This window comes from Pseudomonas pisciculturae (assembly GCF_015461805.1).
GTDB classification, from domain to species: Bacteria; Pseudomonadota; Gammaproteobacteria; order Pseudomonadales; family Pseudomonadaceae; genus Aquipseudomonas; species Aquipseudomonas pisciculturae.
Genome location: NZ_JACVZE010000003.1, coordinates 184,574 through 207,162 on the forward strand (window position 1 = coordinate 184,574; position 22,589 = coordinate 207,162).

The 22,589-nt window shown below is 61.3% G+C and carries 21 protein-coding genes; 6 read left to right on the forward strand and 15 right to left on the reverse strand.

Features of this window, described 5'->3' with window-relative positions:
• Positions 1 to 14 precede the first annotated feature (14 nt).
• Positions 15 to 485 carry a tRNA (adenosine(37)-N6)-threonylcarbamoyltransferase complex ATPase subunit type 1 TsaE gene (gene tsaE, locus ICY20_RS09890; RefSeq protein ID WP_194937378.1) on the reverse strand — a complete coding sequence of 157 codons (471 nt, stop codon included), beginning with the start codon at positions 483 to 485 and terminating at the stop codon, positions 15 to 17.
• Positions 473 to 1,333: an NAD(P)H-hydrate dehydratase gene (locus tag ICY20_RS09895; protein WP_159959956.1), complete on the reverse strand. Its 861-nt coding sequence runs from the start codon at positions 1,331 to 1,333 to the stop codon at positions 473 to 475. Before ICY20_RS09895 ends, tsaE begins: the two co-directional genes overlap by 13 nt.
• A 63-nt stretch (positions 1,334 to 1,396) precedes the next feature.
• On the opposite strand from ICY20_RS09895, the gene queG reads away from it, so the two are divergent.
• Entirely contained in the window at positions 1,397 to 2,461 is a 1,065-nt protein-coding gene (gene queG / locus ICY20_RS09900) for a tRNA epoxyqueuosine(34) reductase QueG (protein WP_159959954.1), read from the forward strand.
• Here queG and ICY20_RS09905 read toward each other — a convergent pair.
• On the reverse strand, positions 2,458 to 3,075 hold the full coding sequence (locus ICY20_RS09905) for a trimeric intracellular cation channel family protein (RefSeq protein ID WP_194937573.1): 618 nt from the start codon (positions 3,073 to 3,075) through the stop codon (positions 2,458 to 2,460). The genes queG and ICY20_RS09905 overlap by 4 nt on opposite strands.
• Positions 3,076 to 3,266: 191 nt before the next feature.
• Positions 3,267 to 3,809 carry an oligoribonuclease gene (gene orn, locus ICY20_RS09910; protein WP_003171343.1) on the reverse strand — a complete coding sequence of 181 codons (543 nt, stop codon included), beginning with the start codon at positions 3,807 to 3,809 and terminating at the stop codon, positions 3,267 to 3,269.
• A 109-nt stretch (positions 3,810 to 3,918) separates the two neighbouring features.
• Between orn and rsgA the strand changes: the two genes are divergently transcribed.
• Complete coding sequence (gene rsgA, locus ICY20_RS09915; protein WP_048727582.1) at positions 3,919 to 4,950, forward strand: small ribosomal subunit biogenesis GTPase RsgA; 1,032 nt, start codon at positions 3,919 to 3,921, stop codon at positions 4,948 to 4,950.
• Positions 4,951 to 4,998: 48 nt separating this feature from the next.
• Here rsgA and motB read toward each other — a convergent pair whose 3' ends face one another.
• Entirely contained in the window at positions 4,999 to 6,015 is a 1,017-nt protein-coding gene (gene motB, locus ICY20_RS09920; RefSeq protein WP_159959948.1) for a flagellar motor protein MotB, read from the reverse strand.
• 3 nt (positions 6,016 to 6,018) lie between these two features.
• Positions 6,019 to 6,870, reverse strand: coding sequence for a flagellar motor stator protein MotA (gene motA, locus ICY20_RS09925; protein WP_099583685.1), 852 nt, complete (start codon positions 6,868 to 6,870; stop codon positions 6,019 to 6,021).
• Between the two features lie 167 nt (positions 6,871 to 7,037).
• On the opposite strand from motA, the gene ICY20_RS09930 reads away from it, so the two are divergent.
• Genes ICY20_RS09930 through asd form a run of 3 tightly spaced genes read left to right on the forward strand, consistent with a single transcriptional unit; the run spans position 7,038 to position 10,322 of the window.
• Positions 7,038 to 8,573 carry an HDOD domain-containing protein gene (locus ICY20_RS09930; RefSeq protein ID WP_159959946.1) on the forward strand — a complete coding sequence of 512 codons (1,536 nt, stop codon included), beginning with the start codon at positions 7,038 to 7,040 and terminating at the stop codon, positions 8,571 to 8,573.
• A gap of 57 nt (positions 8,574 to 8,630) precedes the next feature.
• The gene (locus tag ICY20_RS09935) at positions 8,631 to 9,446 is read left to right on the forward strand and encodes a rhodanese-like domain-containing protein (protein WP_194937379.1); all 816 of its coding nucleotides are present in this window, start codon (positions 8,631 to 8,633) and stop codon (positions 9,444 to 9,446) included.
• Positions 9,447 to 9,461: 15 nt separating this feature from the next.
• Positions 9,462 to 10,322 (forward strand): archaetidylserine decarboxylase, encoded by an 861-nt coding sequence (asd, locus tag ICY20_RS09940; protein ID WP_159959942.1) that lies wholly within the window; start codon positions 9,462 to 9,464, stop codon positions 10,320 to 10,322.
• Between the two features lie 137 nt (positions 10,323 to 10,459).
• Here the strand turns inward: asd and serB are convergent, their stop codons facing one another.
• On the reverse strand, positions 10,460 to 11,674 hold the full coding sequence (serB, locus tag ICY20_RS09945) for a phosphoserine phosphatase SerB (protein ID WP_122485466.1): 1,215 nt from the start codon (positions 11,672 to 11,674) through the stop codon (positions 10,460 to 10,462).
• 133 nt (positions 11,675 to 11,807) lie between these two features.
• Here serB and ICY20_RS09950 point away from each other — a divergent pair, with 133 nt between their 5' ends.
• Positions 11,808 to 13,313 carry an AhpA/YtjB family protein gene (locus ICY20_RS09950; RefSeq protein WP_159959940.1) on the forward strand — a complete coding sequence of 502 codons (1,506 nt, stop codon included), beginning with the start codon at positions 11,808 to 11,810 and terminating at the stop codon, positions 13,311 to 13,313.
• Between the two features lie 206 nt (positions 13,314 to 13,519).
• On the opposite strand, the gene ICY20_RS09955 is transcribed toward ICY20_RS09950, so the two are convergent.
• The 8 genes from ICY20_RS09955 to ICY20_RS09990 all read right to left on the reverse strand — a co-directional run bounded on the left by ICY20_RS09955 (position 13,520) and on the right by ICY20_RS09990 (position 22,471).
• On the reverse strand, positions 13,520 to 14,230 hold the full coding sequence (locus ICY20_RS09955; RefSeq protein WP_194937380.1) for a PqiC family protein: 711 nt from the start codon (positions 14,228 to 14,230) through the stop codon (positions 13,520 to 13,522).
• 176 nt (positions 14,231 to 14,406) lie between these two features.
• Positions 14,407 to 16,671, reverse strand: a complete 2,265-nt coding sequence (gene parC, locus ICY20_RS09960; RefSeq protein ID WP_159959936.1) for a DNA topoisomerase IV subunit A — start codon at positions 16,669 to 16,671, stop codon at positions 14,407 to 14,409.
• A 70-nt stretch (positions 16,672 to 16,741) separates the two neighbouring features.
• Positions 16,742 to 17,737 carry an esterase-like activity of phytase family protein gene (locus ICY20_RS09965; RefSeq protein ID WP_194937381.1) on the reverse strand — a complete coding sequence of 332 codons (996 nt, stop codon included), beginning with the start codon at positions 17,735 to 17,737 and terminating at the stop codon, positions 16,742 to 16,744.
• Positions 17,737 to 19,641, reverse strand: coding sequence for a DNA topoisomerase IV subunit B (parE, locus tag ICY20_RS09970; RefSeq protein WP_159959932.1), 1,905 nt, complete (start codon positions 19,639 to 19,641; stop codon positions 17,737 to 17,739). The genes ICY20_RS09965 and parE overlap by 1 nt, the downstream gene beginning before the upstream one ends.
• A 44-nt stretch (positions 19,642 to 19,685) precedes the next feature.
• Positions 19,686 to 20,294, reverse strand: a complete 609-nt coding sequence (locus tag ICY20_RS09975; protein WP_159959930.1) for a YqiA/YcfP family alpha/beta fold hydrolase — start codon at positions 20,292 to 20,294, stop codon at positions 19,686 to 19,688.
• 205 nt (positions 20,295 to 20,499) lie between these two features.
• Positions 20,500 to 21,315: a 3',5'-cyclic-AMP phosphodiesterase gene (cpdA, locus tag ICY20_RS09980; protein WP_194937382.1), complete on the reverse strand. Its 816-nt coding sequence runs from the start codon at positions 21,313 to 21,315 to the stop codon at positions 20,500 to 20,502.
• Between the two features lie 98 nt (positions 21,316 to 21,413).
• Positions 21,414 to 21,863 (reverse strand): DUF1249 domain-containing protein, encoded by a 450-nt coding sequence (locus ICY20_RS09985; RefSeq protein WP_159959926.1) that lies wholly within the window; start codon positions 21,861 to 21,863, stop codon positions 21,414 to 21,416.
• Complete coding sequence (locus ICY20_RS09990) at positions 21,854 to 22,471, reverse strand: NUDIX domain-containing protein (protein WP_122485475.1); 618 nt, start codon at positions 22,469 to 22,471, stop codon at positions 21,854 to 21,856. The genes ICY20_RS09985 and ICY20_RS09990 overlap by 10 nt, the downstream gene beginning before the upstream one ends.
• Between the last annotated feature and the right edge of the window lie 118 nt (positions 22,472 to 22,589).

Consider the following 22,589-nt stretch of genomic DNA (forward strand, 5'->3'; position numbering starts at 1 on the left):
CCTAACCCCACCAATTATTTGAATTCCAATGCCAAAGCGGCGCACCACGACTGGCCACGCGCGCTCTGGGGCAACAACTTCAGCTGACGTCCCGTTTCATGCGGCGTAATGGTAATGGTCAGGTCCGGCTTTGGCAAAAAGCCTGTGCCTTTATCTGGCCACTCGATCAGGCACAACGCGTCTTCATCGAAGTAATCACGGATGCCCATGTACTCCAGCTCTTCGGGGTCGACCAGGCGATAGAGGTCGAAGTGAAAGGCGCGCACATCACCGATCTCGTAGGGCTCTACCAAGGTGAACGTCGGGCTTTTTACCGCACCGGCATGACCCAACCCGCGAATGATCCCCCGGGACAACGTGGTCTTGCCCGCCCCCAGGTCGCCTTCAAGAAAGATCAGCCCCACCCCGGCCGTGACTTGGGCGATGCGGTGACCAAAGGCAACCATGGCGTCTTCATCGGCCAAAAACAGGATTACTTCAGGCACGGCGACTGCTCCTCCAACAATTGACGAATGGCCGGTATCAGGTCGCTGGCAGCCAGCCCGCGACCAAAGGTGCCTTGGCGATCACCCGCCGTGGCGTGCAACCACACCGCCAGGCAGCTTGCCTCATAGGCGGGCATGCCTTGGGCCAGCAATGCACCCACCAGGCCAGCCAAAACATCCCCCAGCCCTGCCGCAGCCATCGCCGGATGGCCTTCATCGCATCGTGAAACACGCCCATCCGGGCTGGCAATCAAACTGCCAGCACCCTTGAGGATAGCCACTGCATTGAATTTCTGGCTCAACGCGCGCGCCACCTTAAGACGATCGGCCTGAACCTCGGCTGTCGAGAGGCCCATCAAACGGGCTGCTTCGCCAGGATGTGGCGTGATCACCGAATTGGCCGGCAAGCTCACGCCGCCTTTGGCCAGTTGGTTCAGGGCGTCGGCGTCCCACACCTGCGGCTGCCGGGCATTGGCGGCGACCGACAACAGGCTTTTGCCCCACGCGGCTTCGCCCAGGCCGGGGCCAATGACGATCACCGAGATGCTTTCCAGCAAGCTCATCAACTGGTTGGCCGAACTTACGCCCACGGTCATGACTTCCGGCAAGCGCGCCAATGCCGCGGGGACGTGCTCCGGGCGAGTCGCCAGGGATACCAGGCCAGCACCACTGCGCAAGGCGCTTTCGGCACTCAGCAGCGCGGCGCCGCCCAAGCCACGGTCGCCGCCGATGACCAGCAGGTGACCGAACTGGCCCTTATGGGCGTCCGGGGAACGTGCAACCAGGTGCGGCAAATGGCCGTGCAACAGTGGCTGAACGTCGGGAATTTCGTGTTTTGTCTGCGGCATGCGTCTTCAAGCTCCGATGTCTGGCAGAATTATACGCATCTAACCTGTGGTTTCCCGTGTCTCATGCCCGCTATTACCTCCGATCTGCCCGCCCTCGCCCAATCGATCAAAGACTGGGGTCGCGAACTGGGCTTTCAACAAGTCGGCATCAGCGGCCTGGACCTGGCTGAGCATGAACAGCACCTGCAACGCTGGCTCGACGCGGGCTACCACGGCGAGATGGAGTACATGGGCGCCCACGGCAGCAAACGCTCGCACCCCGACGAGCTGGTGCCCGGCACGCTGCGGGTGGTCTCGCTGCGCATGGACTACCTGCCAGGCGACACCCAAATGGCCCAACTGCTGGCCCAACCGGAAAAAGCCTATATCTCCCGCTACGCCTTGGGCCGCGATTACCACAAGCTGATCCGCAAGCGCGTACAGCAACTGGCTGACCGCATCCAGACGCAGATTGGCCCGTTCGGCTTTCGCGCCTTTGTCGACAGCGCTCCGGTGCTGGAAAAAGCCATCGCCGAACAAGCGGGCCTGGGCTGGATCGGTAAAAACACCCTGGTACTCAATCGCAAGGCTGGCAGCTATTTCTTCCTCAGCGAGCTGTTTGTCGACTTGCCTTTGCCGGTGGACGAACCCCACAGCACCGAACACTGCGGCCGCTGCACCGCCTGCCTGGACATCTGCCCTACCAATGCGTTTGTCGGCCCCTATGTGCTGGACGCGCGGCGCTGTATTTCCTATTTGACGATCGAGCTCAAGAGCGCGATCCCCGAGGACTTGCGCCCGCTGATCGGCAATCGCGTGTTCGGCTGCGATGACTGTCAGATCGTTTGCCCCTGGAATCGTTTCGCTCGCCCCACCGGCGAAAGCGATTTCAAACCGCGCCACAACCTGGATAACGCAGAACTGGCCCAATTGTTTATGTGGGACGAGGATAAATTCCTCAGCAGCACCGAAGGCTCACCCCTGCGCCGCGCCGGGTATGAGCGCTGGCTGCGCAACCTGGCGGTAGGCCTGGGCAATGCGCCGTCGAGCATTCCGGTGCTGGAAGCCTTGAAAGCACGCCGGGATTACCCTTCGGATCTGGTGCGCGAACATGTGGAATGGGCGCTGAACCAGCACGCCAACCGTTAGTGCACGTCGTCGTTGTAGACGAACTTGGGCATTTCCCAGTGAAAACGGATTGCCAACAGCCGCAAGAGAAAGCCGCTGAAGAGCGTCAGCAAGATCGCTTGCTCGCTTGGTAGCTCCAGGTAAAGGCAGAGCAAATAGAACCAGGCCGCCAGGAACGACACGCTGGCATACAGCTCACGGCGGAAGATCAGCGGGATATCGTTGCAGAAAATGTCCCGCAGGATGCCGCCGAACACGCCAGTGATCACGCCGCTGACCGACGCCACCAGCATGCCGTGCCCCATCTCCAGCGCCGTCATGCAGCCGATCAGGGTGAAGGCCACCAGACCCACGGCGTCCAGCGCCAGAAACAGGGAACGCAGACGGCGCATCAGCGGCGCGATGAAGATCGTCAGCAGCGCTGCGACCGAGGTCAGCACCAGGTATTCCGGGTGTTTGACCCAGGTGAGCGGGTAATGGCCCAACAGAACATCGCGCACCGAACCACCGCCCAACGCCGTCACACACGCGATCAGCACCACGCCAAACCAGTCCATACCACGCCGCCCGGCGGACAACGCGCCGGTCATGGCTTCGGCGGTGATGGCGATGAGGTAGAGCATCAACAGCATGATGGCGATCCTTGCTAAGAGGCCGGCAGTCTAATCATTTGCTGAGGGCACCAAAAGGGGGCGCCAGGCGAAAGACCGCGTCGCCTGCATCGCGGGCAAGCCCGCTCCCACAGTTGATCGAGTTCCAACTTTGGAATGCAGTCAACTGTGGGAGCTGGCTTGCCTGCGATAGCGCCAGGTCAGGCGCCACACATTCAGGCCTTGATGAAGTGCTTACGGTAATGCTGCAACTCAGCAATCGACTCACGAATATCATCCAGCGCCAAATGCGTGCTGCCTTTATGAAAGCTGTCTTTAACTTCCGGCGCCCAACGCGCAGCCAGCTCCTTGAGCGTGGACACATCCAGGTTGCGGTAGTGGAAGTAGCTTTCCAGCCCCTTCATGTGGGTGTACAGAAAGCGGCGGTCCTGGCAGATGCTGTTACCGCAGATCGGCGACTTGCCCTTCGGCACCCACTTTTCCAAAAAGGCGATGGTTTCGGCTTCGGCCTCGGCCATGCTGATACGGCTGTCGCGCACACGCTGGGTCAGGCCGGAGTTGCCGTGGGTGCGGGTGTTCCACTCGTCCATGGTGGCGAGTACAGCGTCGCTGTGGTGGATAGCGATCACCGGGCCTTCGGCCAAGGTGTTGAGGTTGCTGTCGGTGACAATGGTGGCCATCTCGATGATGACGTCGGTGTCAGGGTTCAGACCGGTCATTTCCAGATCGATCCAAATCAGGTTCTGTGGGTTTTGCATGGCTTGATTCTCTTGGCACCTGGGCGTAGCCGCGCAGTTTAGCAGGCAGCGGCATGCTAGACTCGCGACCGTTTTACCTATTCCCTTGCATTATCGACACGGAACACCAATGGCCAAACGCCAGCTCAATCGTCGCCAAAACTGGCGCATCGAAAAGATTCAGGGTGAACGCGCCGCTCGCGCCGCCAAACGTGAATCCTCCGCCGTGGAAGCGCTTGAGGGCGGCGACCTGGGCCCCGAACAAACGGGCCTGGTGATCGCGCACTTCGGTGTGCAGGTCGAAGTCGAAGCGCTGGAAGGCGAACTCGCAGGCCAAGTGTTCCGTTGCCACTTGCGCGCCAACCTGCCCGCGCTGGTCACCGGCGACAAGGTCGTGTGGCGTGCTGGCAACCAGGGCATCGGCGTGATCGTCGCCCAGTTGCCGCGCACCACCGAACTGCGCCGCCCCGACAGCCGTGGCCAGCTCAAGCCCGTAGCAGCCAACGTCGACATGATCGTGATCGTGTTCGCGCCGCTGCCCGAGCCCCATGCCAACCTGATCGACCGCTACCTGGTAGCTGCCGAACACGCTGGCATTCGCCCGCTGTTGCTGCTGAACAAATTCGACTTGATCGATGAGCAGAACGCTCCGGCGCTGAATGCGTTGCTGGCGGTGTATCGCACCCTGGGTTACCCGGTGCTGGAGGTTTCGGCGCATCACGGCAATGGGATGGAACAACTGCAACAGCAGCTGGACGGGCGCATCAGCGTGTTTGTCGGCCAGTCCGGCGTGGGCAAGTCCTCGCTGGTCAACAGCCTGCTGCCGGAAGTCGAAACGCGTGTGGGCCCGCTGTCGGAACTGTCCGGCCAGGGCACTCACACCACCACCACCGCGCGGTTGTTTCACTTCCCCGGCGGCGGTGAGTTGATCGACTCCCCAGGTATTCGTGAGTTCGGCCTCGGCCACGTCAGCCGCAGCGACGTGGAAGCGGGCTTTATCGAGTTCAACGACCTGATCGGCACCTGCCGCTTCCGCGACTGCAAGCACGACCGCGAACCGGGCTGTGCGTTGCTCAAGGCGCTGGAAGATGGGCGCGTGCAGCAGCAGCGGATGAATAGCTATCGGTCGATTATTGCGAGTTTGCCCGAAAGCAGTTACTAAGCCGTACATACAACAAGGCCGCGATCATCGCGGCCTTGTTGTATGCGCTTAGGAGCCTGACTTAGGCACCGTAGGATCCTTCACCCCACCATCATCAAACAGGTTCAGCTTCTGGCGCAGCTCATGGGCCGGCAGCGGCTCCTGACTCGGCGGCAGTGCGTTCGGGTCAACCGGAGCCGCACCTGGCGCGGTTGCACCTGGAGCCGGGGCCGGTGGCGGCTGATCACCCTCAATCGCGCGTTGGGCCTTTTTGGTCAGCACCACGATGTCGATCCGGCGGTTGATCGGGTTGTACGGGTCTTCATGATCAAACAGCTGCGACGACGCAAACCCCACCACCCGTGCCACTTGCGGGTCCGGATAGCTGCCGGCCACCAGCGCACGGCGTGCGGCGTTGGCGCGGTTGGCCGAGAGCTCCCAGTTGCCGAAGTCGCCCTGGCCGGCATAAGGCTTGGCGTCGGTATGACCACTGATGCTGATCTTGTTCGGCACCGCCTTGATGGTGTCGGCCATGGCCAGCAGGATGTCTTCAAAGTACGGCTTCAACCGCGCACTGCCAGAGTCGAACATCGGCCGGTTAGCGGCGTCGGTGATCTGGATGCGCAAACCTTCAGGCGTGATTTCAAACGAAATCTGATCCTTGAATTTCAGCAGCTGCGGGTTTTCGTCGACCTTGGTCTGCAATTCCTGCAGCAGCAATTCCAGGCGTTCCTGCTCGACCTGTTCAGCCATGCTTTCGACGGTTTCGCGCTCGATCGGAATGTTTTCCTGGGGCGACTCAGTCTTGACCTCGGGGTTGATGGTGCGCTCAGGCGCCAATTGCGGCGAGCCGCCCAGGTCGATCACGAAGGGCGTGCCGCTTTCCGAGAACCCAATCGGGTCTTTAAAATAACCGGCAATGGCGATCTTTTGTTCCGGCGTGGCGGTGGACATCAGCCACAGCACCAGGAAGAACGCCATCATCGCCGTCGCAAAGTCGGCGAAGGCGATTTTCCAGGCGCCACCATGGTGCCCCGCAGCGAAGCGCTTGACGCGCTTGATGATTATCGGCTGGTTGTTTTCCATGGCTTAGCGACCGCGAACCGCTTGTTCCAACTCGGCGAAGCTAGGGCGATGTTTCGGGTACAGCACTTTACGACCGAACTCCACCGCCAGCGATGGCGGCATACCGGAAGCGGAGGCTACCAGGCTGGCCTTGATCGACTCGTAGAGGTTGATTTCTTCCTTGGCGTCATGGGCCAGGGAGGTCGCCAGCGGGCCAAAGAAGCCGTAGGCCGCGAGAATACCGAAGAAGGTACCTACCAGCGCCGCACCGACGTGCATGCCGATCGCCGCCTGGTCGCCTTCGCCCAGGGAGGCCATGGTCACCACGATACCCAGTACCGCCGCAACGATACCGAAGCCGGGCATGCCGTCGGCGATACCGGTCACCGCGTGGGAAGGGTGTTCCAGTTCTTCCTTGAGGCTGAACAGTTCCATGTCAAACAGGCCTTCCAGCTCATGGGGAGCCATGTTGCCGGAGGACATGATGCGCAGGTAGTCACAGATGTAGGCGGTCATGCGCTCATCTTTGAGCACAGCCGGGTATTTGGCGAAAATCGGGCTGGCAGCCGCGTCTTCGATGTCGGCCTCGATGGCCATCATGCCTTCGCGGCGGCTCTTGTTGAGGATCTCGTAGACCAGGCCCAACACCTCCAGATAGAAGGTATGAGTGAAACGCGAGCCAAACATGGCCAGGGATTTCTTGACCACGTGCATGGTCATGTAGCCGGGGTTTGCCTGCAGGAACGCACCCAGTGCAGCACCGCCGATAATCAACACTTCGAAGGGCTGGATCAACGCAGCGATTTTACCGTGGGACAGGACGTACCCGCCGAGCACGCTTGCGAAGACGACGATGATGCCGATAATTTTAGCCATAGGAGATGAGTACTTGCGCCGTCGGGTTCATGGACATATTTGGGTGAACAGGAAAACTCTTGTTCTACTTATCGGCAAAACTGCGCCAGACTATAGCCCGTTAAGGCGAAAAGCCAGTTCGGCCCGCTCCGGGCGTGTTGACCGCAAGTGATGATCGCGCCCCAATCATGGCTAATGAAACGACAGTCCCAACTGCAAGACCCACTTCTCTAGCCGCTTGGATCAAGCGCCTGGACGATGTGCTGCTGCCCGTCCCCCAGGCCAGCCATGACCGTGTGTGCAAAGCCATTCGCGATAGCCGCAGTTCATTGCGAGATATTGCCGAGCTGATGCAAAGCAGCCCGGCGCTGGTGCTCAGCGTGATGCGCGAGGCCAACAGCCACACCCATGGCAGCCTGGCGGAACCCGCTGAAAACCTCGAAGTGGCGCTCAACCGCCTGGGCCTCAAGCGCGCCGAAGAGTTGCTGGCACGCCTGCCTTCGGTGCCTGCCCATGAGATTCCCGTGGCGTTGCGCCAACTGTTGTTGGTGAGCCAGCACGCCTCCCAGCAAGCCAACGGTTTGTTCGGCAGCCGCCTGGCGCGGTTGTGGCAAGACATTCACTGGGGCAGTCTGCTGTTTCTGTCGCCGATGTGGCCGATGGCGGTGGCCTACCCCAAGTTGCTCGAAGAATGGGAGCTGCGGGTTATCCACAAGGGCGAGTCAGCTCGCCAGGTCGAGCAGCAATTATTCGGCGTACGCCTGCTGGACCTGTGCCTTGGCCTGACCGAGGCTTGGCACCTGCCGATCTGGGTATCCCAGGGCTACAACCTGCTGCTGGGCGAGCAGCGCTTGCTGGTCAAGGCGCTGCACATCGCCCGCGAGGACGACCCGCTGCGTCACCAGCAACTATTGGACGCCGACCCCAACCTGCGCCGCTGGCTGAACCAGCCGGCCAACACCGTGCTACTGGCCAACGGCCTGGCGATGTCGGCACAGGAATCCTGGACCTGCCCGCACACCCAGCGCTGGCAGTACCTCACCGCGCTTTACCTGCAACAGCCTTTGGCCGAGGTGCAGCAACTGGTTCACCAGCAGGCTGCCACCAGCGCGCGCACTACGTTGATGCCCGACCTCTGGCACCCGGCGCTGTCGCTGATCTGGCCGTGGCACGTGCAAAAAATCCATCGCGGCCTGCTGCCGGCGCCACCACCCACCGCCGAGGCCCTGGCCATCTGGCGCAAGCGCTGTACCGAACTGCTGGTGGAGCCAAGCCGCTTCGCCAACGCGATGCACCTGACCACCTGCGCCAAGGAAGCCCTGACGGCCAGCGGCATGCAGCGAGTCATGCTGCTAATGACCGACCGTGCCCAAAGCACCCTACGCGTGCATCAGGTTGATGGTTTGCCCAAGGACGCTGCCAACCTGAGCCTGGACGTGGTCAACAGCACACTGCTGCAACGCCTGCTGGAAAAATCCGCCCAGGTGCGCCTCAACCCAGACAACCACGCCCAGTTCTCGGCGCTGCTGCCACCGATCCTGCGTCGCCTGTTCGCTGGCGAACACCTGCTGCTGCGCTCCCTGAGCTGCAACGGCAAAGTGGTGATGCTGATGGTGGCCGACCAGGGCGGCGGGCCGTTCTCGGAAACCACCGTGCAAGCCTTCGGCAAAACCGCCCAATGCATCGAGAAAGCCCTGCACTGCTTTACCAACCGCAGCGCCTGATGCTTGCGCTACAATCGCGATCCTTTATCACCAACATTTGTGCCCAGGAGACCTCACATGCCTGACTTCTCTGGCTTGCCGCTGGTGATCGAATCCAGCGACCTGCTTGGTCAACTGGATGCCGAACACCTGATTGTGGTGGACCTCACCAGTGCCGCCCGCTACGCCGAAGGGCATATCCCCGGCGCGCATTTCGTTGACCCCAAACGCACCCAACTGGGCCAGCCACCGGCACCGGGCCTGCTGCCCCACAAAGCCGACCTGGAAAAACTCTTCGGCGAACTGGGCCACACCCCCGACGCCACCTACGTGGTCTATGACGACGAAGGCGGCGGCTGGGCTGGGCGCTTCATCTGGATGCTCGATGTGATCGGCCACCAGAAATACCACTACCTCGACGGCGGCTTGCTGGCGTGGCTTGAAGGCCGGCACCAGGTCTCCACCGAGGTACCCGCCCCCGTCGGCGGCCCGGTCAGCCTCACCCTGCACGACGGCCCCACGGCGACGCGCGAATACCTGCAAAGCCGCCTCGGCGCGGCCGACCTGGGTATCTGGGACGCACGCGGCCCACTGGAATATTCCGGCGAGAAAGTGCTCGCCGCCAAAGGCGGGCACATCCCCGGTGCCGTGAACTTCGAATGGACCGCCGGCATGGACAAGGCGCGCAACCTGCGCATTCGCCGCGACATGCCGCAGATCCTCGAAGACCTCGGGCTGACCCGCGACAAAGAAATCATCACCCACTGCCAGACTCACCACCGCTCTGGCTTCACCTATCTGGTGGCCAAGGCGCTCGGTTATCCGCGAGTCAAAGGTTATGCCGGTTCCTGGGGCGAATGGGGCAACCACCCCGACACCCCCGTTGAGATTTAAGGTTTAAGGACAGTTATGAAAAAGCAGTTGTTTATCCTCAGCCAATACTTGCTGCCGCACCACTTGCTGTCGCGCCTGGCCGGCTGCATTGCCGAATGCCGCGTGCGCTGGTTCAAGAATGCGTTCACCAGCTGGTTCGCCAAGCGCTATCAAGTGGACATGTCCCAGGCCCTGGTAGAAGACGTGACCGCTTACGAGCACTTCAACGCGTTCTTCACCCGCGCCCTGAAAGACGGCGCCCGCCCGCTGGACCAAACCCCAGGCGCGGTGCTGAGCCCGGCCGATGGCGCGATCAGCCAACTGGGCCCGATTGAGCATGGTCGTGTGTTCCAGGCCAAGGGCCACAGCTTCAGCGTGCTGGAACTACTGGGTGGCGACTCCGCCGTGGCAGCGCCGTTCATGGGCGGTGACTTTGCGACGGTCTACCTTTCACCGAAGGACTACCACCGTGTGCACATGCCGCTGGCCGGCACCCTGCGCGAGATGATCTACATTCCAGGGCGCATCTTCTCGGTGAACCAGACCACCGCCGAAAACGTGCCGGAGTTGTTTGCGCGTAACGAGCGCGTTGCCTGCATTTTCGACACCGAACGCGGCCCGATGGCGGTGGTATTGGTGGGCGCAATGATCGTGGCGTCGATTGAAACCGTGTGGGCTGGCTTGGTCACGCCGCCCAAGCGCGAGCTGAAAACCTTCCGTTATGACGAAGCTGCGCGCGCGCCGATTCATTTGGAGAAGGGTGCCGAGCTGGGTCGCTTCAAATTGGGTTCGACCGCGATTGTGCTGTTTGGGCCGGATCAGGTTAAGTGGGCTGAAGAGTTGGCTGCGGGCACTTCGGTGCAGATGGGCCAGGGCATGGCTGCACCTAAAGCCTGACCCCAAACAGAGTTGAAGCTGGAACCCTATCAATGTGGGAGCTGGCTTGCCTGCGATGACGGTGGTGAATCCAACACCGCTATCGCAGGCAAGCCAGCTCCCACATTTTTGATCCCATTCCTACAGGGGAAAGAGAGTTACAGCTGACCGTCGCGGTCGCGAAAGCCCAACAGATACAACACCCCATCCAACCCCAACGTCGAAATCGCCTGCTTGGCCGACTGCTTCACCAACGGCTTGGCGCGGAACGCCACACCCAACCCGGCAATCGCCAGCATCGGCAAATCATTTGCCCCGTCGCCGACCGCAATGGTCTGCTCCAGACGCAAGCCTTCCTTGTGGGCCAATTCCTTCAGCAGGTCTGCTTTGCGCTGCGCGTCGACAATCGGCTCTACGGCAACGCCGGTCACTTTGCCATCCACCACTTCCAGCTCATTGGCGAATACGTAGTCGATGCCCAGCTTGGCCTGCAATTGCTTGGCGAAGTAGGTGAAGCCGCCGGACAGGATCGCCGTCTTGTAACCCAGGCGCTTAAGCTCAGCGAACAGGGTTTCGGCGCCTTCGGTCAGGCGCAGGGAGGCGCCGATGGAATCCAGCACGCTCACGTCCAAGCCCTTGAGCAGCGCCAGGCGCTCTTTGAAGCTGGCGCGGAAGTCCAACTCACCGGCCATGGCGCGCTCGGTGATTTCGGAAACTTGTTCGCCCACACCGGCCGCCTTGGCCAGTTCGTCGATGACTTCGGCTTCAATCAGCGTGGAGTCCATGTCGAACACCGCCAGGCGACGGTTGCGACGGAACAGCGAATCTTCCTGGAAGGCGATGTCGACATTCAGTTCCTGGGCCACGCTGAGGAATTCGGCGCGTAGGGCCTGTGGGTCGGCCGGCTCACCGCGCACAGAGAACTCGATGCAGCCCTTGCCCTGGTCGGCCGGAGTATCCAGCGGCATGCGACCCGACAGACGGTCGATATGGTCGATATTCAAACCATATTGCGCCGTAATCGAGCTGACACGTTGCAGCTGCTCGGCGGTGACCTTGCGGGTCAGCAGGGTGACGATATGGCGCTTCTTGCCTTGACCAGCCACCCAATGCTGGTAATCAGCTTCGGACACCGGCGTAAAACGCACCTGTTGATCCAGCTTGTAGGCCGTAAACAGGATGTCTTTGAGTACCGAAGACGCCTGCTCGGTGCTCGGGATTTCGACGAGGATGCCAAACGACAACGTGTCGTGGATCACCGCCTGGCCGATGTCGAGAATGTTCACACCACCCTGGGCCAGAACGCCGGTAATCGCCGCCGTAAGACCCGGGCGGTCTTCACCGGTGATATTAATCAGGACAATTTCGCGCAAGGCGCACCCCCAGGCTGGAAAAAAACCGCATTCTACCCACTTTCAGTGACCATCGGGCGCAGCCAGCGCTTTGCCGGTTCTAGGGCTGTCGCTATACTGCGCGTCAACTTCACGGACCAAGAGCCGAGCGCAAGTGAACCGGCCCACGCCAGTAAAAACCGATAACTTCTTCCTGCTGATCTTCCGGGCACTGCGCCACCGCCGTGTGCCGATCGCATTACGCATCGCCAGCCATAACGTGATCCTGGTCGCCCTGGCCCTGGTGATCTATGCCTGCGTGATGGGCTTGCAGTTCAAGCAGGCCATGCACGAACAGGCCGACGCCCTGGGCGAGAGCCTGACCACGCAAACCGCCACCTCGGCGACTGAGCTGCTGGTGTCCAACGACATCCTCAGCCTCAACGTGCTGCTCAACAACCTGACCAAGAACCCGCTGGTGGCCCACGCCGCCATCTACAGCGTGGACAACCGCATCATGGCCGAAGCCGGGCAGCGCCCGAAGAACGGCCTGCTGGGTGAAGCCGAAGGGTTGTACCAGAGCAACATCACGTTCCAGGACGTGAAGGCCGGCCAACTGCGCATCAGCCTCGATATGCAGCAATTCCAGCAGCCGATGACCATCAGCCTGCAAAGCATGGGCATCCTCAGTGCGATCCTGCTGGCACTGGCGTTGGCCTTGAGCCTGCGCCTGGGTCGACATATCTCCACGCCCTTGATGCAACTGCGCATCTGGCTGCGGGACATCGACGAACACACCCCGGCCACCGACCGCCAGGATGAAATCGGCGACCTCGCCCGCCAACTGCACGCAAGCTTTGCCCCGGAACCGGTGGTGCGTGAAGTCGAGCCTGAGCCTGATTACGACGACGAGCCCGAATTCGACGTCGATGGGCCTGGTTTCGACGAAAGCCCGCCGGTCGCGGGCCTCAAGCCTGCCACCCGCAAGGCGATCCAGGCCGAAGAAGACGAACAGGACGACGAAGACCCCTTCGCCGACCTGCGTGACACCTCGGCCAGCACGCCGGCTGCGGCGCCAAAACCGGCTCCGGTCAAGAATGCCGAGCCCCAGCACAGTGCCGTACTGGCTGTACAACTGGGCTCCCAGGACCAACTGCGCCGCTTGCCACGCGCTCGTCTTACCGAGTTGCTGGAGCGCTACCGCGACTGCCTCGACCAGGCGGCCTCGCTGTACCAAAGCGAGCTGCACACCCTGAACGACGGCAGCACGCTGATGCTGTTCCACAGTGAAGACAGCGGCGAAGACTACCTGACCAACGCCATCTGCTGCGGCGAGTTGCTGCGCGCCTTGGGCCACGAGTTGCAGATCGAAGTCGCTGACAGCGGCATCACCCTGCAGCTTCAACTCGGGCTGACCGTAGGCGACGATCTGTTTGGCATGAGCCAGATCGATCTGCTGCTGACCGAGATCGCCCAGGATGCACTGGCCCTGTCGCAACACAGCCGCAACCTGTTGCTGGTGGAGCGCAAGATCAGCGAAGACACGCTGATTCGCCAGCGCGCGCGCATCCGCCCGATTGCCAGCCCTGAAGGGGCAAGCTGTGTAGAGCGCTTGATGGAGCCGTACCCGTCGATGCTGGAGCGGCAATTGGCGCGGATGCACGAGACCCGCAAGCCCTAAGCAACACTGCAACATCCACTGTGGAGTGGGCTTATGTGGGAGCGGGCTTGCTCGCGAAAGCGGTGGTTCAGTCACTGATGTATCGACTGACACTGCGCATTCGCGAGCAAGCCCGCTCCCACAGTAGATTTCAGTAACAGCTAAATCGCGCACAAACAAAAAGGCCCGCTGAGTCAGCGGGCCTTTTTTTGTGTCAGCGATTCAGGTCAAAACCTGAACACTTCCATATCCGTACGAATCGGCGTGGCCATCGGCATCTTCGGCTTCTGCGGCTCTGCGGGCTTGGCCTGTACCGGAGCGCTCTGCTTGCGTGGCGCCTCGGCAATCGGTGGCTGGTTAGCCAGTGGCTTGAGGGCCACCGACAACTGCTGCGCCAAGTGCTGCAACAACACGCCCTGGGCCTGGACCTGGGACGCGGTGGTGCCCGCGTGCTCTTCCTGCAAATGCACGATGCGGCTATCGCGCACCTGGCCACGGCGATCAATCAGTCGCCATTGGGCGTCGAGGATCGCCGGCTGGGAAGTGCCGGAGTCCAAACGGGTAATCGTCAGCAAGACCTGCACATCCGGGGAAAAACCAGCGGGCGCAGGCGAAAGGACCACGCGCTGGCTGTCCAAGTGACCGGCCACCTGGCGCAACATCAACTGGTTGATGTCGGACGACAAGCTACCCGCCCAACGGCCATCAGTGGAACCTTGCAGGCTGCCGTCGTTCTGACGTTGCAGCAGGGTTTCGCGTTGCAGGTAGTCAGCGACGACTACCGGGCCCAGCAATACAGCCATGCCAGCCGTTTGGGCTGGCTGAGCCGGACTTCCGCTGTCCAGCTGGTACAGCGACACCGGCTGGTGTGTGCTGCAACCCGCCAGCCCCAAAAGGCCAGCGAGTACAAAAATAAAAGGAAGGCGTGGAGCAGTCATCATCCCATCCAGGTGGCTGCCACAAGGCGAACCACAATGTAATACTAAAAATAACCTAAACACGCTCGGCCACGCCGGCGCTGGAAAGGCCATATCATCCGTGAATATGCGCCATGACTCCAGCGCCAAAGCGCCGATCTACGCGTTAAATCGTAGATCGGGGGCTCTAATACGCCTTAAACGGGCGTTTCCACCAACAAAGCATCTACACGCTGGAAACCACGCGGCAGTTTATTACCGCGACGACCGCGCTCGCCTTTGTAGTGCTCCAGGTCGTCAGGTCGCAATGACAGCGTACGCTTACCAGCCTGCAATACCAGCGTGGCGCCTTCCGGGATCACAGCGATGTCGGTCACGTACTCTTCGCGACTGGCCACCCGCTCGCCTGGAATCCCAATAATCTTGTTGCCCTTGCCCTTACCCAGCTGTGGCAGATCGCTGATCTTGAACACCAGCAAACGCCCTTCGGTGGTCACCGAGGCCAGCCAATTGCTCTCACGGTTATCCACGGGCCTCGGCAGGATCACCTTGGCGTTGTTCGGCAGACTCAACAACGCCTTGCCCGCCTTGTTCTTGGCCTGCAGGTCTTCACCCTTGACCACAAAGCCGTAACCCGCATCGGACGCGATGACATACAGCGCATCATCTTCCGGCAGCAGCACACACTCGAAACTCGCCCCAGGTGGCGGCGTGAGGCGCCCGGTCAGCGGTTCGCCCTGCCCCCGTGCAGACGGCAAGGTGTGGGCCGGTACCGAATAACTGCGCCCGGTCGAGTCGATAAACACCGCAAACTGGTTGGAACGCCCGGCCGCAGCCGTTTTGAAACCGTCACCGGCTTTGTACGACAAGCCAGTGGCGTCAATATCATGCCCTTTGGCGGAACGAACCCAACCCTTTTCCGACAGAACGACGGTAATTTTCTCGTTTGGCAACAGCTCGGTTTCTGTCAGCGCTTTCGCTTCGGCGCGTTGCACGATTGGCGAGCGACGATCATCGCCGTAGGTTTCGGCGTCTTTGATCAGCTCGCTGCGCACCAGCTTTTTCAGCTTCGCTTCGCTGCCCAACAGGGCTTGCAGCTTGGCTTGCTCCTTGAGCAGTGCGTCTTGCTCGTCGCGCAGCTTCATTTCTTCCAGTCGCGCCAACTGACGCAAACGGGTGTCGAGAATGTAGTCAGCCTGGATCTCGCTAAGGTCGAAACGCGCAATCAGCTCGGCTTTCGGGTGCTCAGCGGTACGGATGATGTGGATCACTTCATCCAGGTTGAGGTACGCAATCAGCAAACCGTCCAACAGGTGCAGGCGGCGCTCGACCTTATCCAGACGGAATTGCAGGCGGCGACGAACGGTCTGCACGCGAAATTCCAGCCACTCCACCAGCAGGTTGCGCAGGTTTTTCAGCTGCGGCTTGCCATCGAGGCCGATGATGTTGACGTTAACGCGGTAGCTCGACTCAAGGTCGGTGCTGGCAAACAGATGCTGCATCAGCACTTCATGATCGACCCGGCTGTTGGTCGGGATGATCACGATGCGGCATGGGTTCTCATGGTCAGACTCGTCACGCAAGTCGGCAACCTGCGGCAACTTCGACGGCTTGGCCTGCATCAGCGCGGCGATCTGCTCCAGCACCTTGGCACCAGACACCTGGTGCGGCAGCGCGGTGACGATAATGTCGCCGTCTTCTATATGGTACACAGCGCGCATGCGCACCGAGCCTTTGCCGGTCTCGTACATCTTCAGCAGGTCGGCACGCGGCGTGATGATTTCGGCTTCGGTCGGGTAGTCCGGGCCCTGGATATGCTCGCAGAGCTGCTCGACCGTAGCCTTTGGCTCATCGAGTAAGCGTACGCACGCCGTGGCGACTTCCCGCAGGTTGTGCGGCGGCACATCGGTGGCCATACCCACGGCGATACCGGTGGTGCCATTGAGCAGGATATTCGGCAAACGCGCCGGCAATACCAGCGGTTCGTCCAGAGTGCCGTCGAAGTTCGGGCCCCAGTCGGCGGTGCCCTGCCCCAACTCACTCAGCAGTACTTCCGAGTAGCGCGACAGACGCGCCTCGGTGTATCGCATGGCGGCGAAGGACTTGGGATCATCCGGCGCCCCCCAGTTGCCCTGGCCGTCCACCAGCGTGTAGCGATAGCTGAACGGCTGGGCCATGAGCACCATGGCCTCATAGCAGGCGGAGTCGCCATGGGGGTGGAACTTACCGAGTACGTCACCAACGGTACGCGCCGATTTCTTGTGCTTGGAGTCGGCGTCCAGGCCCAACTCACTCATGGCGTAGATGATGCGCCGTTGCACGGGTTTGAGGCCGTCGCCGATATGCGGCAAGGCACGGTCCATGATCACGTACATGGAGTAGTTGAGGTAGGCATTTTCGGTGAAGTCAGCCAGCGACCGGCGTTCTACGCCATCTAAGCTGTCTGCAAGGATGTCACTCATGCGGGCCTCATCATTTGGTAAGACGCAGCGAAAATGTCGCGACGTCGGGTCAATTCAGGAAATTCAGTGTTCATGGTTGGGCACTCCAACCACCGGCCGGGGCGGCGAAACGATAGACCACCGGGCGTTTTTCACCATCGGCGCGCGGGCCGAAATTGTTGTCGATGCCCAGCCAGGCGCCGTCTGCGTCCACCACCAGGGCTTCGGCCAAGCCGTAGGGCTGGGGATAACTGCGTTCGGGCGCCAGGGTTTCGTCGGCAAACGACCAGCACAGCTCGACTTTGGCGGTGACCGCATCACGCCGGCAAATCTGAAACGCATTGCGCTCCAGGGTAAATAGCTTGCCGTTGAACAGCGCCAGGTCGGCGAAATCCTTGGACACGGCCTTGGCATTGGTGAACTTGGCCGGCTGCACTTCCTGGCCCGCTTCGCTCAACAACACACAGGGGCCGTCACAGCCCCACAGGCTTTGCGGGCGCTTGATGGAAATCAACCCACGCCGTTCACGCTCGGCCGCCAACCAGATCTGGTTGCCCTCGGGGTTGATCGCCAACCCTTCAAACAAGGCGTTGAAGTGCAGCAACATGCCACTGGCCCGGGCTTCACGCACCATGCCCGGGGCAATCTTCAACCACTCGGGCTCGCCGCTCGCCGGCACTTTCAGCACCGCCGCATGGGATTCACTGACGATATAGCGATTACCGGCGGCATCGCAGGTGATGCCTTCAAAATCCAGGTCGCCACCGCGAATGAACGACGCTGCCTTGGTGCGCGAACGCAAACCCCAGGGCAGCCCGGACTCCGGCACCGGCGGCACATCGATCGTGACCGCTTCGGCCTGCCAGGTCAGCGCGCTGATATCCAGGCGGTAGATTTGGTCGTCGTCGCGGTCCGAAACGGTCCACAGCTCCTTGCCACACAGGGCCAGCCCAGACAGGTTGCCACCGCGCATGCCGTCCACCGGGTGCTCAGAGACAAGCTTGAGCTCAGCCACGGGGGCGGCCGCCACCTGGGTGGCCGCCAGCCCGCTCAACATCAGGATCGCCAGGGCGAAACCTGTGCGCATCAGCCCAGCACCTCGGCGAGGTTGCCTTTGGATTCCAGCCAGGACTTGCGGTCTGGCGCGCGTTTCTTCGCCAGCAACATGTCCATCATTTCCGACGTGGCGGCGTAGTCTTCGAGGGTCAACTGCACCAGGCGCCGGGTGTTTGGGTCCATGGTGGTTTCGCGCAGTTGCGGCGGGTTCATTTCACCGAGGCCTTTGAATCGCGTGACCTGTGGCTTGCCGCGTTTCTTCTCGGCCACCAGACGGTCGAGGATGCCATCGCGCTCGGCTTCGTCCAGGGCGTAGAAAATCTCTTTGCCCAGGTCGATGCGGTACAGCGGCGGCATGGCGACGTAGACGTGACCGGCATCCACCAACGGGCGGAAGTGCTGCACAAACAACGCGCACAACAAGGTGGCGATGTGCAGGCCGTCGGAGTCGGCGTCGGCGAGGATGCAGATCTTGCCGTAGCGCAGTTGGCTAATGTCTGCCGCGCCTGGATCGACGCCAATGGCTACGGCGATGTTGTGCACTTCCTGGCTGGCCAGCACTTCGCTGCCATCGACTTCCCAGGTGTTGAGGATCTTGCCGCGCAACGGCAGGATCGCCTGGAACTCCTTGTCCCGCGCTTGCTTGGCGGAACCACCGGCGGAGTCACCTTCCACCAGGAACAGCTCGGAGCGCATTGGGTCTTGCCCGGCGCAGTCGGCCAGTTTGCCTGGGAGTGCGGGGCCTGCGGTAATACGCTTGCGCTCGACTTTCTTGCTGGCCTTGAGACGACGGCCAGCGTTGTTGATCGCCAGCTCCGCCAGGGCCAGGCCCAGCTCGGGATGCTCGTTGAGCCACAGGCTGAATGCGTCCTTGACCACACCCGAGACAAACGCCGCCGCCTCACGGGACGACAGGCGCTCCTTGGTCTGGCCGGAGAACTGCGGCTCCTGCATCTTCATCGACAGCACGAACGCGATGCGCTCCCACACGTCTTCCGGCGCCAGCTTCACGCCACGCGGCAGCAGGCTGCGGTATTCGCAGAACTCGCGCATGGCATCCAGCAAACCTTGGCGCAAACCGTTGACGTGGGTGCCGCCCTGGGCGGTGGGGATCAGGTTGACGTAGCTTTCCTGCACGCTGTCGCCGCCTTCTGGCAACCACAGCAGCGCCCAGTCGACGGCTTCTTTGTTACCCGCCAGGCTGCCGCAGAACGGCTCGTTGGGCAGGCGCTCGAAGTCGCTGACGGAGTCTTCCAGGTAGGAGCGCAGGCCGTCCTCGTAGTGCCACTCGACCTTCTCGCCGGTGCCTTTGTCTTCAAAGGTGACCAGCAGGCCCGGGCACAGTACCGCCTTGGCCTTGAGCACGTGCTTGAGGCGGCTGATGGAGAACTTTGGCGAATCAAAGTATTTCGGGTCCGGCGCGAAGTACACGCTGGTGCCGGTGTTTCGCTTGCCAACGGTGCCGATCACGGCCAGGTCGGTGGCTTTGTAGCCATCGGCAAAGGTCATCTCGTATTCGTTGCCATCGCGCTTGACCCTGACCCGCACCAGCGTGGACAAAGCGTTGACCACGGAAATACCCACGCCGTGCAAGCCACCGGAGAACTGGTAGTTCTTGTTGGAGAACTTGCCCCCGGCGTGCAGCTTGGTGAGGATCAGCTCGACGCCCGGCACACCCTCTTCGGGGTGGATGTCCACCGGCATGCCGCGACCATCGTCGGACACTTCCAGGGAATGATCAGCGTGGAGAATGACATGCACCGACTTGGCGTGGCCGGCCAGGGCTTCGTCGACGCTGTTGTCGATGACTTCCTGGGCAAGGTGGTTCGGCCGACTGGTGTCGGTGTACATGCCGGGGCGTTTGCGCACCGGGTCGAGGCCCGAGAGGACTTCGATGGCGTCGGCGTTATAAGAGCTAGCGCTGGGAGTGGCCATGGGGTCTCGTCGTGAGTCGTTCGATTAAAAAATGACCTGCGACTTTACAGTGCCGCAAAGTCGAAGGATTGATACTGATCTGCGCCAATGCCGGCAAAGCTCAACAGGGCCGGCAGTTGCTGGGCGAAACCCTGGTAACCATGGTCGCCACCGGCCTGGATGCGCAAGGCGCAGGCCCGGTAGTACTGCTGGGCGAGGCGATAGTCCAGGGTTTCGTCCCCGGTCTGCAACCACACCTGATAACGCGCAGCATCCTGGGGCGCCGCCACTTCCAACTCGGCCAATGCCGTGACGTGGTCGAGGGTCAATTCCCAGCTTTCATCGGTGTAGAGGTTCTTCTGGGTGCCCAGGTAACCGTCGAACATCCGATGGGGGCTCACTGCGGGGTTGACCAGCAGCGCCTTGAGGCCATGGCGTTCGGCAAGATGGGTTGCATAGTAGCCGCCGAGTGAGCTGCCGACCAGCAGTGGCCGGCCCAGTTCAGCGATAGCCGCTTCCAACTGGGGAATTGCCTGACGGGGATGGTGATGCAGGGCCGGCACGCGCAGTTGATCGGCCAGACCCAGTGCGCCCATCACGGTGATTAGTTGGCTGGCCTTGTTGGACGCCGGCGCACTGTTGAAACCGTGGATATACAGGATCGAAGCGGGCATGCCGGGCTCTCCGTGACTTAGGCCAAAGAGGCGCAGTTTACAGGGATCGGAGTGGTGTGTGAGCACTCGATCTCCCTGAAACCATAGAACCCATGTGGGAGGGGGCTTGCCCCCGATAGCAGAGTGTCAGGCACTGTATCTGTGGCTGACCCACCGCTATCGGGGGCAAGCCCCCTCCCACATTTTTGATCCGTGTTTGCAGCTTTTAATAGCCGTTGCTGCCGTAATCCACCGTAAAGGCAAAGCCTTGCACCCGCTCCACACCCGTCTCCAACCGCCCGTCGGCATGCAACCGCAACCACCGATACCCCGGCGCCTGCTCGCTGACCTTGAAGTCTTCACTGCCCGGCGCGAACTGGATGCAGGTAGACGGCGAGGCCAACAACCGTACGCCATTGCGCTCGCGGTCGATCTCTTGGTGCACATGCCCCCACAACACCGCCTTGACCTGCGGAAAACGGTCCAGCACGGCGAACAGGGCTTCGGGGTTACGCAGGCCAATAGGCTCCATCCACGCACACCCGATAGGCACCGGATGATGGTGGAAACACACCAGATGATGACGGCTCGGCGCTTCACTCAGCGCCTGGGCCAGCAATTGCAGTTGCGAGTCCTGCAAGTAACCGGGTACCGAGCCCGGTACGGCGGAGTCCAGCAAAGTGATGCGCCAGTTGCCGATATCGACCACCGGCTCCAGAAAATCGCTGTGCTCGGCGGCGCGGACCATCACCTGCGGCTCATCGTGATTGCCAGGAATCCAGCGCGCCGGCGCGTCGATCTGCCGGGTCAGGTCGCGAAATTGCTGGTAAGACTCGAGCGTGCCGTCCTGGGACAAGTCCCCCGTGGCCAGCATCAAGTCGACGCGGGGCTGCTGCGTGCGCACCAGCTCGATCACCCGTTGCAGGCTGTCACGGGTATTCATACCCAATAGCGTGCCGTCGGCCTCGGCAAAGAGGTGGCTGTCGGACAGTTGCACCAGCAACGCTGAGGCGTCAGGGGTCACAGTGGATACGCTCGGCAAGGCGCTCTCCCAAGGCAATCACAGAAATGGACGTGTAGCGTGATTATGCTGGGCAGCACACCAAAGAGGAAATACAAGGAATCAGATACAGTTCACATCTACCGCACAGCTTCGAACTCATGACCCAGGGCCAGGCAATGGCTCAACCATTCACCGAGGAACACATTGAGCTGTGCTTTCTCATCGGGCTGGTGCATGAACACGTTCGGGTAAGGATAGATGCTGCGAAAGCGCCGCGCATGTTCGGCGCTGATCACTTCGGCCATTCGCGCATCGTGGTACACCTGCACCTCCAGTTGCGGCACCGGCAGCCACGGCAGGCTGTGCTCCTGGCGCACGCGCAGGGTGGTGGTGTACGGGCAATTGATGATCACTTCCAGAGTGAGCACGCCGAGCATCTGGTCGCCGTGGGTCACCGCGATACGCCGCGCCGCAGGGGCGTGGCGCATATCCGGCAGCAGACGCATCAGCCGCGCATAGTTGGCCTCGCACGCCGCTTGCAGCCCGATCAGGTCGACTCGGTATCGTTCTCGTGCCTTTACTGCCATAACCCCCTCACTTCCGCGCGATTAAGCGCAAGCCATTGCAGGGCGATAATGCTGGCTGCGTTGGAAATTTTACCGTCACGTACCGCTTGCAGAGCATCTTCAAACGCCCAAACGGTGACGCGGATGTCTTCGGCTTCTTCTTCCAATCCATGGACACCCCCCACTCCGGTGCTGTCGCAGCGGCCCAGGTACAGGTGGACAAATTCGGTGCTGCCGCCGGGCGACGGGAAATATTTGGTGATCGGCCACAGCGCGGAGAATGTCAGCCCAGCTTCCTCCTCGGCCTCGCGGTGTGCAACCTCCTCGGGTTGCTCATCCTTGTCGATCAGCCCTGCGACCATCTCGATCAGCCACGGGTTGTCGGTACGGCCCATGGCACCGATGCGAAATTGCTCGTTCAACACCACTTCATCGCGTTGCGGGTCATAAGGCAATACACACACGGCGTCATGACGAACGAAGACTTCGCGGTTGATCACCCGGCTCATGCCGCCGTCGAATTTCTCGTGGCGCAGCTGCAGGCGGTCGAGCTGATAGAAGCCCTTGAACGCATTGTCGCGCTGAACAATTTCAATTTTGCTCGGCGTCGATTTTGCAAAGTCCGTCATATCCTTTCCTCGTTGTGCCTGCGCAATTGGCGCCATCCTAACGCGCTCGTGCCCGTTGATGCAGCCCCTTTCCGGTTGCCGGGATAGACGGCGGGCGTCAAACTCGCTCAAATCAGTT